Source organism: Calothrix anomala FACHB-343 (assembly GCF_014696435.1).
Taxonomy (GTDB): Bacteria; Cyanobacteriota; Cyanobacteriia; order Cyanobacteriales; family Nostocaceae; genus Aulosira; species Aulosira anomala_A.
On sequence record NZ_JACJQG010000003.1, the window covers coordinates 84475 to 97015 of the forward strand.

The following is a 12541-nucleotide window of genomic DNA, read 5'->3' on the forward strand; positions in this document are numbered from 1 at the left end:
AGGTATATTTTTGACATAGGCATCGGGCATTGGGCATCGGGCATTGGGCATCGAAACAATTTTGGATTTTGGATTTTAGATTTTAGATTGGAATCCATGCATCGCAAATCTGTCTTGAAAAGTGACGCTCCTGCGTCGCTCTAAGCGAAGCTATGCCGAAGGCTTTACGCTGCGCTAACAGATCGCCGGAAGCTGGCGCTCCGACTTTTCGCAAAATCTAAAATTCCTTGTCCTCCTTGTCCTCCTTGTCCTCCTTGTCCCTCCGAAGTTCTGATCGCCGGAAGCCGGCGCTCAGACTTCTCTCCTTGTCTCCCCTGCTCCCTGCTCCCTGCTCCTCTGCCCAATTCAACCTACCCCAAGATAGAGCCAAGGGCTTATACCCGTGGGGAATGCACTACCCTTGTACTATGGTTTAGAGTAGAATCAGCAACTAAGCTACAAAACACTGCCAATGGAGTTTAATCCCGACTTTCTTAATGACAACTCTGAGGAACAAGCCAACCAGCTTCTAAACGACTACTTTGAGGAAAATCCCAATCAGCTGCTGAAATATCTACAGCATCAGTCGCCTGAAGTTTTAGCTCGCGTTGCCCAGTCCGTAAGCCCCGAAATTAAGCAAATTATTTCGCAAAACGTCCAAGGACTTGTGGGAATGCTACCCCCTGAAAATTTCAACGTGCAAATCACAACCGATCGGGAAAATCTAGCGGGTCTTTTAGCATCGGCAATGATGACAGGCTATTTCCTGCGCCAGATGGAACAGAGGATGCAGTTAGATCATTTATCTAATCAATAGATAAGAGTCAGTTGTTAGTTGTCAGTTGTCAGTTGTCAGTTGTCAACAATCAACAATCAACAATCAACAATCAACTACTCAGTTGTATCCTCTGTTCTCTACCTGACTACTTCTTATGAGGATAAGCCCCTGATTGCACTTTGAATGTTTGAGTTTTGCCGTTGCGGTTGACTTCGATTTCTAGAATGTCTCCCACTGAGCTTGACTCGACTAGCCTCTGCACTTGCGCCGAGGTTTTAACTGGCTTGCCGTTAATTTTTTGAATTACATCGCCAGGAAGTAGTCCGGCTTGTTTGGCTGGGGAATCATCCAGAGTACCTTTAATGACAACACCAGCATCTTGCTGAATATTAAGCTGATTTTCTTGATTAATCTGCTGCTTTTTCGTGGGAGTTAAATCGGTCATTTCCACTCCCAAATAAGGATGTTCGACACGCCCTTTGGTAAAAAGTTCATTCGCAATCCGCGCAGCAGTTTCAATGGGGATAGCAAAGCCCAAACCTTGAGCATCAGCCCGAATTGCCGTATTCACGCCAATCACCTCGCCTTGGGCGTTGAGCAAAGGCCCGCCAGAGTTACCAGGGTTGATTGCTGCGTCAGTTTGAATAAAGCTAACTCGCTTTTCGGGAACGCCAACTTGAGCGCTAGTGCGATCGGTAGCGCTAATAATGCCAATTGTCACAGTATTATCTAAACCCAAAGGATTGCCAATTGCGATCGCCCATTGACCGGGAATCAAGTTTTGCGAAGTCCCTAGTTTGACAGTAGGTAATTTACTCGCGGGAATTTTCACCACAGCCACATCTGTCACCGCATCGACACCCAAAACCTTACCCTCAAATGACCGTCCATCCTTGAGGGTAACTTGTACCGTGTCTGTATCAGCCACTACGTGAGCATTAGTTAATAACTCGCCGTTAGCACTTAAGATAAATCCTGAACCCGTACCGCGTTCAATTCGCTCTTCCGGCATTGGTTGCTCATCTTCGCCAAAAAATCGCCGCAATAGCGGATTTTTTAAAGCATCCGAAATTGGATTAGCTACTTTACGGGTGGCATTAATTCTTACCACCGCCGGGCCGACTTTTTGCACAGCCGTAGCAATAAAATTCACATTATCGCCCCCAGTGGTGCCTATAGGCCCGGCAACTGGACTAGGTGCTGCGGTTTCTGGCGGTAAAGCTGCGGTGACATTTCTTAATTCCTGAAAAGAGTACCTTTTTGGCAGGAAATAACGACTACCTAACAAACCTGCACCACCACCAATTAACAGTAAAGATATATATACGGCCAGCTGCTTTAAGGATAACTTCATAATAATTTCACTCACAGGACAGCAATGCAGTTGCTAATTTCTAAGTTTAGTCAAGCAAATAACAAGTGGATAGATCAACTTCACAGGAAATTAAAGAAAATGTAGAGAGATATTAAGTAATTTTAATTTCTCTCAATCGCCTTGCACAAAATTTCTGGGGAACTACTAACTCCTAATCCACTTCTACTCCCCAGTACCTCATTTAAAATCTAATTTAGATTTTAAATATTGACCCTCTGTTTACTGGTAGACATGAATCGTCCCTACCGTCTAATGTTTATCTGTGGTTTAGTCAGCACTTTGGGGCTAGGATTTATCTTTTCGGGCGGACAAAGTGCTAAAGCTGGTGTAGAGAGTTGCCCAACTCCAGCCCTATCTCGGTTCCAGCGCCATATAGTTGCTCGTGGCGAAACGCTAGAGACTATAGCCCAGCGCTATAACCTCAGTCCGGCAACTATTATCAGTATGAATCCTAATGTGAAAAACGGCACTGTAACTGTTGGTAGCGAACTTCAGATTGCTCCCTACAATGGAATTGTGGTTGAAGTGCCTCAAGGCCAAACTTGGCGACAAGTAGCAGCCAAATATAAAGTGCGTGCTGATGCCATGTTTGAAATTAATGGCTGTCAAAAAGATCCCCGAATTGTCTTTGTTCCTGGGATCAATGGGGCTTCAACTCGCGTTATCACTGCACCGCCGGCAGCAAATCAGCCATCTAGCCAAATTAGTGGCTATCCTTTACCAGCCGTGACTACAGTAGCTTTACCCTATGGCTGGCAAGTTAATCCTAATTCTGGTGAAGTCTTTTTCCACAGTGGCGTAGACTTATTTGCGGCTATTGGTACACCAGTACAAGCGATCGCCCCTGGAACCGTCGCCTTTGCCCGCGAACAAGCTAGTTATGGCAAATTAGTCATTATCAATCACGATGGCGGACTTCAAAGTCGCTACGCCCATCTTGATACTATTAAAGTAACTGCTGGTCAACAAGTCAAAAAAGGAGACTTGTTAGGAACCGTCGGTACAACTGGACAACCCGCAGCCAAACAACCTCACCTACATTTTGAAATGCGTTCTAGTTCATCCGTTGGTTGGGTAGCCCAAGATCCCAAAGGTTATTTAAAGAAATAAGTAGTGCAGTGTAATTAAAGACAACTGGCGAGGTTTGTCATTTGTCATTTGTCATTTGTCATTGGTAAGGATTTCAAGTATGTTCACATTGCGTAACATAGTTTGGTTTATTCCCGCCGACTGACCTAGAACTAATAGCAATTAGCAAAAATCAAACCATAAAACCATTATTTCTACTACCTTTCTTAACCTTAACCAGCATACCAGGAGATATAGAACTTAAAAAACTCTGCGTACCTTTGCGCTAACCTTAGCGTACCTTTGCGTTTCAGAAAATTATCTTTTGTGCAGCTTCCCAAATAAACAAATTAATAAATTAGTATCAACCAATTCTTAACTCAAAATAAATTGCATCACATCAGTAGATTTGACAACATGCATCCCCGCAGCAGCAAACCTACTAAAAGCTGCATCAGCTTGTTCCGTATAGTCAACAACCCCCGGAACAACCACAGGCGAAGTACAATCCTCCAACAGGTAAACTTTTTTCGCTAAATTCGCATCTATTTGTTGAATTTCTGTTAATAAATCGTCAATTGTCCAAGCAACACAATGACTTTTAGCTTGACCGCCAATAATCACAGCATCAAAGTTTAAAAGTTGCTGAATTAAGCGCGTATTCTTTTGTGCTAGAGGATTTTGGGCAAAATCTATTAAAACTTCTGGGCGTAAAACAGAATAGTTCTCCGTTAAAGGATTATCGCCCTTAATTTCAAATTGGGTTTGACTCTGGCGCGCAATACAATGAAAGAAAATTGCTGCTTCTACTGCAGAAACTAAAGCATGACCAATACCGCCTAACATGGAATGATAAGGCCAAACAGTCAGAGGATATTTACCATCTTGACTTAGCTGTTTAACATAGTGATAGGCATGTTTTTCTAATAGTTGATAATCGCCCTGAGTAATACTATTAGCGACTACAGGATTCACTTGCCAAATCCCTTTTTCGATATCAGATAAGGTAATATTTGTAGCTGCTGGTATTGGATGTTCGCCAGCTTGATTTATCCAAAAAATGGGATGGAAGATTTGCATCGCTGTGTGGGTATCCAAGGTTGGGGTAATGGTTGTAATTACCCCTAAATGACGATAAATGAATTCACACAAGCGCTGATTATCTTCTACTGCTCCATTACCCGATTTACCCCCAACAAATAATTCAAATTCAGGAATACAAAAAGTATTTTGAACATCAATTAACAGTAAACAAATCCGAGTTTTATCGCTAGAGCTTGGTTGAATATTATATTGTTTTGCCCATGCTTCCGCTTGAGCAGCAATTTCTTGGTAGGGTACGCGCCAGACTGAACCCACTGTATCGGGGTGAAACTGTGGCGGAATTGGGAGTTGGCTATTGGTTTGAGTATTCATATTTGAATTGAGATGATAATTATATACTCCTGAATTACCGTAGTAATTAAAGCTGCGCCTTTATTTATTTCATAGACAAAGCTGATGCAAGTTGATTTCCTAAAATAATTGGCTTTGATGATAACATTAATAACTCAGTAACAGAGCGATCGCCAACTCATCACAAAGCTTGGTAAATCCTCTATTTTCCGTCGAGATCAAAGCCGATAAATCTGCTTTATTTCTACCCCTGTCTCTGTTTCTTATTTTTTTACTCCCACATTGACTAAAATCGCCCTAACTGTGGCAATCTGAAAAACAGAGAAATCGAAATTTGATATTTTCGCTACAGCAAATTTACCTAATGCGGTTATGCAAACTCTGCCCACAGTTACAACTGTAAACACCACATCTAGCGAACTCACCTTTGATACAACAATCAAGCGCCGTAAAACTCGTCCGGTAAAGGTGGGAAATGTCACCATTGGCGGTGGCTACCCTGTAGTAGTCCAGTCAATGATTAATGAAGACACCCTAGATATCGATGGATCTGTGGCAGCTATTCGTCGTCTGCACGAGATTGGCTGCGAAATTGTGCGTGTTACTGTGCCTAGTCTGGCTCATGCCAAAGCTTTAGCGGAAATTAAACAAAAACTCCTGCAAACCTATCAAGACGTACCCATCGTTGCTGATGTGCATCACAATGGGATGAAAATTGCTTTAGAAGTTGCTAAACACATCGAAAAAGTACGTATTAATCCCGGTTTGTATGTGTTTGAAAAACCAAATGCCAATAGAAGTGAATACACCAAAGCCGAATTTGATGAAATTGGCGAAAAAATCCGCGAAACTTTAGAGCCGTTAGTTGTCTCCTTAAGAGATCAAGGTAAAGCCATGCGCATCGGGGTAAATCATGGTTCTCTGGCTGAGAGAATGTTATTTACCTACGGCGATACCCCAGAGGGGATGGTGGAATCAGCTTTAGAATTCATTCGCATTTGTGAATCGCTAAATTTCCATAATTTAGTCATTTCCATGAAAGCTTCCCGCGTCCCAGTCATGGTAGCCGCCTATCGTCTCATGGCCAAGCGCATGGATGAATTGGGTATGGAATATCCCCTACATTTGGGTGTCACCGAAGCTGGAGATGGGGAATACGGGCGAATTAAATCTACTGCTGGTATTGCTACCTTACTCGCTGATGGCATTGGCGATACAATCCGCGTCTCATTAACAGAAGCACCAGAAAAAGAAATTCCCGTTTGCTATAGCATTCTCCAAGCCTTGGGATTGCGCAAAACAATGGTGGAATATGTCGCTTGTCCTTCTTGCGGACGCACCTTATTTAACCTGGAAGAAGTACTGCACAAAGTCAGAGAAGCAACTAAACACTTAACTGGGCTAGATATAGCCGTTATGGGTTGTATTGTAAATGGCCCTGGTGAAATGGCAGATGCGGACTATGGCTATGTAGGTAAAACTCCCGGTTATATTTCTTTATATCGTGGTAGAGAAGAAATTAAAAAAGTCCCAGAAGACCAAGGTGTAGAGGAATTAATTAATCTCATCAAGTCTGATGGACGCTGGGTAGATCCTTAAGATTTTGCCAACGGCGACCCTGATGGTCGCCGGATTGCCAAGTATTTTGCTGTAATAAGAATACATGTTTCTGTGTCACAGTGATACCCTGTGTTACATTGAGCATACTGACTATACAAAATTTTTCCTCTGGCGCAGCTGTCATTATGGTGATTACAAAAAGTAGGCTGGTTTTGGGTGCTACTGCAGTGACGCTCTCAACTATTGCTATTACAAGCCTGGGCATTCACTCGCGAGGTCAGGCTTTAAATAACAGTCCCAAGGAATTGATAGATGAGGTTTGGCAAGTAGTTCAGCGCCAATACGTAGACGCTACTTTTAATCAAGTAGATTGGCAGGCTGTACGCAAGGAGTATTTAAATAAGAATTACAGCAGTAAAAAGGAAGCATATAAGTCCATCCGGGAAATGCTGAAGAAGCTGGATGACCCCTACACCCGGTTTATGGACCCGGAAGAATTTAAAAATATGCAAGTTGATACCTCTGGAGAACTCACAGGTATCGGTATCACAATTAGTCAGGATGAAAAAACCAAACAGCTAGTTGTTATTGCCCCGATTGAGGATACTCCCGCATTTAAAGCCGGGATTTTAGCCAAAGATGAAATTCTCCAAATCGACGGTAAAAGCACCAAGGGGATGGATACTAACCAAGCTGTATCCCTCATTCGTGGCGAAGCTGGAACCAAGGTGAAACTGACCATTCGCCGTAGCGGACAAACTAAACAGTTTGAAATCCAGCGCGCGCGGATTGAAATTCATCCAGTTAAATTCTCGGAAAAACAAACACCATCAGGTACTGTTGGCTACATTCGCTTGAACCAATTCAGTGCAAATGCTGGCAAAGAAATGCAAAATGCCATCAAAAGTTTAGAAAAAAAACAAGTTGTTGGTTATATTTTGGATTTACGGGGGAATCCTGGTGGGTTACTATTCTCTAGCGTCGAAATTGCCCGCATGTGGCTAGATAAAGGGATTATCGTCTCGACTATTGACCGCCAAGGCGAGCAAGAACGGGAAGTAGCCAATGGACGCGCCTTAACAAATAAGCCGTTGGTCATTTTAGTTGATAAAGGTTCAGCTAGTGCCAGTGAAATTCTCTCTGGTGCTTTGCAAGATAACAAACGCGCTACTTTGGTAGGCACTCAAACCTTTGGTAAAGGCTTAGTACAATCAGTCCGCCCACTGGAAGATGGCTCTGGATTAGCGGTGACAATTGCTAAATATCATACTCCTAGCGGTAAAGATATTAACAAGCATGGGATAGATCCAGATGTCAAGGTAGAATTGAGCGATGCTCAAAGACAAGAGTTATGGCTCAACGAGCGGGATAAATTGGCAACAAAAGAAGATCCGCAATTTGCTAAAGCAGTGGAAGTTTTAGGTAAGCAAATTACGGCTCAAAGTACCACGACAACGGGCAAAAATTAAAAATTGTAAATTTTATACTTTATTGGGGTTGGCATTTACCAGCCCTAATTAATCCTACCCGACGCGCGATCGCTTCTCCTTGGGATGAAAAGGGGCCCCACTGTTCAATAATTTCTGGCTTATCTTCCCCACCATCTAAGTTGTCTACGATCTCGCAATGGCCAGCAGGACGCTTGACAACATACCAAATTTCTTGTGTTGAATCAGTCATAGGCTTAATTAATAATAGGGGCTAGGGACTAGGGGAGAGAAATTTTGATGTTTGGTTGTAAAATTTTTTGGTGAATAGCGGAATTGAAAGATTTACAGGGAATTGCAATTTGGTGAGGTACAGATAATCGTTGATTGTAGGGGCATTGGCACTGCCATGCCCCGAAGCGCGTACCTCATTTACCTATAAATATGCTGTATTTCTTCCTTGTCCACCTTCTGTTTCATGCAAGGCGATGAAATTTATTTCATCGAGACTGTCTTTTATCCCCAGCCCTAAACTAGATGTTATTAAAGCACAGTGCAAACCCCAGAAGATATAGTTTGCTGTTTTTGGCATGTTGTAAAATAAACAATAGAAGGATTCGGAGGGCCATTAACTGGTCATAAACGCCTATAGAGACTATCTATGGAAATCTCCAAGGTTTAAAGTCCAGCCAGCTGAAGCAACTACAGCGGCTGTACCACCAGCGCATACCGGGCGATCGCATCAGTACGTCCGAGTTTTCCCAGCGACTGGCAGCAATCAGTACAGAAATCAATCAGCCTGTGTGTGCCTACCTCAACCGTCGCGGACAAGTGATTCGTGTAGGGGTAGGCACACCGCGTCAGACGCAAATCCCACCCCTAGAATTGCCCCGTTATGGTGCAGAACGACTTAGCGGTATTCGTTGCATCGCCACTCACCTCAAGTCAGAACCACCCAATGACGGGGCGCTGACAGCGATGGCTTTACAACGTTTAGATGCTTTGGTAGTACTAAATATTACCGGCACGGGATTTACCCGTCGAGGTGGAGGCGCTACTGGGTATGTCAAAGAAGCTTATTTAGCGCACCTGACACCCCAGGAATCTCAGGCTGTGCTGGCCAGTGGGAATTTATCTAAAGTTGGGTCGAGTGGTGTGCAGTCGCCAAGCTGGAATGTATCGCCACCAATGAGTTTGGATGAATTAACACAGCAGGATTTTCTCGATTTAGTAGAAAATCTGGAAGCTGAATTTCAGCGCGAATTTGTTGCCCAGCAAGTAGATATCGACCACGATCGCGTGTTAATTGTGGGAGTGATGACAGACGAAAAGAGTCATTTAGAATTCCACGATACCTTGGCGGAATTAGCACGTTTAGTAGATACAGCCGGGGGCGATGTTTTACAGACAGTACAACAAAAGCGATCGCGGATTCATCCCCAAACAGTCGTTGGCGAAGGTAAAGTCCAAGAAGTCGCCTTAACAGCCCAAACTTTAGGCGCAACTCTCGTCGTCTTCGATCGCGACCTCTCACCCGCCCAAGTCCGCAATCTAGAAGCCCAAATTGGCGTTCGGGTAGTCGATCGTACCGAAGTCATATTAGATATATTCGCCCAACGCGCTCAGTCCCGTGCTGGTAAATTACAAGTCGAACTAGCACAGCTAGAATATATGCTGCCCCGCCTGACTGGTAGAGGGCAAGCCATGTCCCGATTAGGGGGTGGTATCGGTACTAGAGGCCCTGGTGAAACCAAACTAGAAACTGAACGCCGCGCCATTCAGCGACGGATTTCGCGATTGCAACAAGAAGTCAACCAGTTGCAAGCCCATCGTTCCCGTTTACGCCAACGCCGACAGCACCGAGAAGTCCCCTCAGTAGCTTTGGTTGGTTATACCAACGCTGGTAAATCCACCTTGCTCAATGCCCTCACCAATGCGGAGGTATATACAGCCGACCAGCTATTTGCAACTCTTGACCCTACCACGCGCCGTCTAGTAATTTCCTATGCCGAGACAGGTGAAACCCAAGAGATTCTACTGACAGATACAGTAGGATTTATACATGAATTGCCAGCCTCACTAATGGATGCTTTTCGCGCTACCTTAGAAGAAGTCACAGAAGCAGATGCTTTACTGCATTTAGTCGATTTGTCTCATCCAGCTTGGTTGAGCCATATTCGCTCAGTTAGAGACATTCTCGCCCAAATGCCCGTGACTCCAGGCCCAGCACTAGTGGTTTTTAACAAAATCGACCAAGTCAACAGCGAAACCCTAGCCTTAGCACGAGAAGAGTTTCCTTTAGCAGTATTTATATCTGCTAGCCAGCGTTTAGGATTAGAAACCCTACGCCATCGCTTAACCCAGCTGATTCAATATGCTGTTGACTCGCGGTAAATACTAAAAATTTAGTAAATTTTGTCTTTTAATTACAATGCTGTAGTTATATTTAACTACGGCATTTGTTATATATATGTAAATATTTTGTCTACAGATATTAATAATTATGACTATAGAAGCCCAAAACTGCCCACCAACAACAGATATAGTAGAAAGTGAAAATATAAATATTTTGCCATCTAAATATCTACAAATAGATAACTTTCTCACTTCAGAAGAACATCAGCAACTACTCCAATATGTTTGCCAACAGGAAGCAAACTTTGTAAATACCAGTACTTCTACTAATGAAGTAAATTATCGTCAATCAAAGGTGCTTTATTATTTCCCTGATTTTTCTCAATTAATTTTGCAGAAAATAGAAGCTGTTTTACCTGAAGTAATCGATAAATTGGCTATCCCAGCATTTACGAGCAATTATATTGAAAGCCAACTCACTGCCCATAATGATGGTAATTATTACAAAATTCATAATGATAATGGTAGCCCAGAAACTAGCCTGAGAGAAATTACTTATGTTTATTATTTTCATCAAGAACCTAAAAACTTCTCAGGTGGAGAATTGCTGATTTACGATAGCAAAATTGCCAATAGCTTTTATGTAAATGCCGATTCTTTTCAAAAAGTTGAGCCTCGAAATAATAGTATTGTCTTCTTTCTCAGCCGCTACATGCACGAAGTACTGCCTGTAGTTTGCCCCTCTAGAGTTTTTGCAGATAGCCGCTTCACTATTAACGGCTGGGTTAATCGCTCTGTTGTTTGACTACTTACGGGAGAAAGATAACAGTTTAAATCGCCATGTATAGTGCATTTTTCTATCAGTATTGCTATAGAAATCGTCAATGATTTATGAAATATTACATCTATAGTTGTTGACTGTTAAGCGTTGACAGTCAACAGTCAACAGGCAAAAACGATATTTTGTAAACCTGAAATAGGATTGCTATATATAGCAATGCGTTTAAGAGTTACAAACACCTATCTTCCTTGTCCTCCTTGTCCCCCTTGTCTCCCTTGTCCTTTTTGTTGATATATCAAATAGGATGGCTATATATACTGAATTAAGTTTAAGTAGGATGTAGCTTGCCCTAACATTCAGGGCTAGAGAATATGACTAGTTAAAAAGCAAGATATTCATATCCGAGCGATAATTCAGTTAATTATACCTGTTATTTTACTGTTTGTTTTCTCAAAAAAGTCACGTGGCGATTGTAAACCAACAGGAAGTATTCCATAAAATCCGATAGTTTTAAATGCCTAAATTAAAAATTTCATGAATCTCTCTAAAACTCTAGACTATTTTCCACGATCTGTGGCAATTTATATTCATCACTAACTTAGCAGTAGCTTTCACTGAAACTATCAGTGTTGACAGTACCCAACAATTACAAAACTCTGTGATAAAAGTTTGTCAAGTCTTGGCTGGATTCCGGTGAGAAAATCATATCTTTTGAGATTACAGGCAAAACGTAACAGGTTGATGGATGACAACCACATACATATTATGAGCATTCAACGCATATCCGCTTTAATTTTGATATCTTTTGGCAGCAGTTTACTGCTTGCCCCATCTGCTCAAGCAGCGAGTTTTACAACTAATATTAGCCAATCTACAAACTCTAAAGCAAATATTTGGTTAAAATCTATTACTCAACAGGATAAAGAAGGAAAAAATCAGGAATTTAGTAATTTTTCCTTTGTTAATAAAGTTACAGGATTAGAAAATCCTGAATACACAGGGGGTAATACTGGTGCAGCCAGTACAGATAGAGGTGATAGAGCTTCTACACCCAACAATATACCAGTCGCCGAAGCTCCAAAACCTGAGGAAATTGTTGCTTACTTGAGTAACAATAACCTCAACAACATTATTGATACTGAAGACCAAGGGGCTTTTAAAATGAACCTCTGGTTCGATACTACTATTAGCCAAGATAGTTCTGGTTTAGACAACCTCTTCTTTTGGGAACGGGGTATGAACAGTGACTTGGGGATTCAAGCCATTGATGAAAATGGCAATTTATTGGGTAACTTCTTAAAACTGACGAGAACAACTCAACAAAGCGCTGGATACAAGATTGACACGAAAGAAATTGGTGGTGCTCAAGAAGTTGGTTCTTGGGGAGTCAGTCTCAAGCAGCTAGGATTAACCGATGGACAAGCTACCACAGGTATTAAAGGCATTCAAGTGCTAGCTGAAGGAGGTAAGAACGGTTTCAACGGCCCTGATTTCAAAGTCATTGCCAGAAAAGCTGATATTCCTCAAGCTGTACCTGAACCTAGTACAATTGTTGCCTTGGGGGCGTTAGCAGTGACGACGCTGAAAGTACTCAAGAAAAAGCTGTTAGTACAAATTTAAATTTTTCTCTCTTCTGGTGAACAATGTCCAGCAAAATACATCTGCTGGACATTGACCAGTCTGAGTATATTTCCTAAATTTCAATGGAAATCCTCAAGTCTAAATTCTACCAGTAACTAATCACCCAAAATATTGCCAAGTAGTGCTTTAATACTCAACAAGTTGTTTTAATAGTAGCGGTTAATACTTAAATTAAATTTAAA

General features: G+C 42.2%; 11 protein-coding genes. 7 read left to right on the forward strand and 4 right to left on the reverse strand.

Annotation, left to right across the window (positions count from 1 at the left end):
- The first annotated feature begins 451 nt into the window (after positions 1 to 451).
- On the forward strand, positions 452 to 796 hold the full coding sequence (locus tag H6G08_RS02200) for a DUF760 domain-containing protein (protein WP_096644047.1): 345 nt from the start codon (positions 452 to 454) through the stop codon (positions 794 to 796).
- Positions 797 to 902: 106 nt separating this feature from the next.
- On the opposite strand, the gene H6G08_RS02205 is transcribed toward H6G08_RS02200, so the two are convergent.
- Positions 903 to 2111 carry an HhoA/HhoB/HtrA family serine endopeptidase gene (locus H6G08_RS02205; RefSeq protein ID WP_190538667.1) on the reverse strand — a complete coding sequence of 403 codons (1209 nt, stop codon included), beginning with the start codon at positions 2109 to 2111 and terminating at the stop codon, positions 903 to 905.
- A 252-nt stretch (positions 2112 to 2363) separates the two neighbouring features.
- Here H6G08_RS02205 and H6G08_RS02210 point away from each other — a divergent pair, with 252 nt between their 5' ends.
- Complete coding sequence (locus H6G08_RS02210; RefSeq protein WP_190538668.1) at positions 2364 to 3242, forward strand: LysM peptidoglycan-binding domain-containing M23 family metallopeptidase; 879 nt, start codon at positions 2364 to 2366, stop codon at positions 3240 to 3242.
- Positions 3243 to 3575: 333 nt separating this feature from the next.
- Here H6G08_RS02210 and H6G08_RS02215 read toward each other — a convergent pair whose 3' ends face one another.
- Positions 3576 to 4616, reverse strand: coding sequence for a cysteine hydrolase family protein (locus H6G08_RS02215; protein ID WP_190538669.1), 1041 nt, complete (start codon positions 4614 to 4616; stop codon positions 3576 to 3578).
- Positions 4617 to 4967: 351 nt separating this feature from the next.
- On the opposite strand from H6G08_RS02215, the gene ispG reads away from it, so the two are divergent.
- Both ispG and ctpC read left to right on the forward strand, forming a co-directional pair.
- Positions 4968 to 6194, forward strand: coding sequence for a (E)-4-hydroxy-3-methylbut-2-enyl-diphosphate synthase (gene ispG, locus H6G08_RS02220; protein WP_190538670.1), 1227 nt, complete (start codon positions 4968 to 4970; stop codon positions 6192 to 6194).
- 146 nt (positions 6195 to 6340) lie between these two features.
- Positions 6341 to 7624 carry a carboxyl-terminal processing protease CtpC gene (gene ctpC / locus H6G08_RS02225; protein WP_190538671.1) on the forward strand — a complete coding sequence of 428 codons (1284 nt, stop codon included), beginning with the start codon at positions 6341 to 6343 and terminating at the stop codon, positions 7622 to 7624.
- A 19-nt stretch (positions 7625 to 7643) separates the two neighbouring features.
- Here ctpC and H6G08_RS02230 read toward each other — a convergent pair whose 3' ends face one another.
- Both H6G08_RS02230 and H6G08_RS02235 read right to left on the reverse strand, forming a co-directional pair.
- The gene (locus H6G08_RS02230) at positions 7644 to 7835 is read right to left on the reverse strand and encodes a DDE transposase family protein (RefSeq protein WP_190538672.1); all 192 of its coding nucleotides are present in this window, start codon (positions 7833 to 7835) and stop codon (positions 7644 to 7646) included.
- A gap of 183 nt (positions 7836 to 8018) precedes the next feature.
- A complete protein-coding gene (locus H6G08_RS02235; RefSeq protein WP_190538673.1) occupies positions 8019 to 8174 on the reverse strand; it encodes a hypothetical protein in 156 nt (51 codons plus the stop codon).
- A gap of 56 nt (positions 8175 to 8230) precedes the next feature.
- On the opposite strand from H6G08_RS02235, the gene hflX reads away from it, so the two are divergent.
- The 3 genes from hflX (at position 8231) to H6G08_RS02250 (ending at position 12338) form a co-directional block, all read left to right on the forward strand.
- Positions 8231 to 9976 (forward strand): GTPase HflX, encoded by a 1746-nt coding sequence (gene hflX / locus H6G08_RS02240; protein ID WP_190538761.1) that lies wholly within the window; start codon positions 8231 to 8233, stop codon positions 9974 to 9976.
- Positions 9977 to 10085: 109 nt separating this feature from the next.
- Entirely contained in the window at positions 10086 to 10742 is a 657-nt protein-coding gene (locus H6G08_RS02245; protein WP_190538674.1) for a 2OG-Fe(II) oxygenase, read from the forward strand.
- 741 nt (positions 10743 to 11483) lie between these two features.
- Positions 11484 to 12338 carry an exosortase-dependent surface protein XDP2 gene (locus H6G08_RS02250; protein WP_190538675.1) on the forward strand — a complete coding sequence of 285 codons (855 nt, stop codon included), beginning with the start codon at positions 11484 to 11486 and terminating at the stop codon, positions 12336 to 12338.
- Positions 12339 to 12541 lie beyond the last annotated feature (203 nt).

Bases quoted from the DNA above. Each gene is read 5' to 3' on its own strand.
- H6G08_RS02200 (WP_096644047.1), top strand. From the start codon at position 452: ATGGAGTTTAATCCCGACTTTCTTAATGACAACTCTGAGGAACAAGCC.
- H6G08_RS02205 (WP_190538667.1), bottom strand. From the start codon at position 2,111: ATGAAGTTATCCTTAAAGCAGCTGGCCGTATATATATCTTTACTGTTA.
- H6G08_RS02210 (WP_190538668.1), top strand. From the start codon at position 2,364: ATGAATCGTCCCTACCGTCTAATGTTTATCTGTGGTTTAGTCAGCACT.
- H6G08_RS02215 (WP_190538669.1), bottom strand. From the start codon at position 4,616: ATGAATACTCAAACCAATAGCCAACTCCCAATTCCGCCACAGTTTCAC.
- ispG (WP_190538670.1), top strand. From the start codon at position 4,968: ATGCAAACTCTGCCCACAGTTACAACTGTAAACACCACATCTAGCGAA.
- ctpC (WP_190538671.1), top strand. From the start codon at position 6,341: ATGGTGATTACAAAAAGTAGGCTGGTTTTGGGTGCTACTGCAGTGACG.
- H6G08_RS02230 (WP_190538672.1), bottom strand. From the start codon at position 7,835: ATGACTGATTCAACACAAGAAATTTGGTATGTTGTCAAGCGTCCTGCT.
- H6G08_RS02235 (WP_190538673.1), bottom strand. From the start codon at position 8,174: ATGCCAAAAACAGCAAACTATATCTTCTGGGGTTTGCACTGTGCTTTA.
- H6G08_RS02245 (WP_190538674.1), top strand. From the start codon at position 10,086: ATGACTATAGAAGCCCAAAACTGCCCACCAACAACAGATATAGTAGAA.
- H6G08_RS02250 (WP_190538675.1), top strand. From the start codon at position 11,484: ATGAGCATTCAACGCATATCCGCTTTAATTTTGATATCTTTTGGCAGC.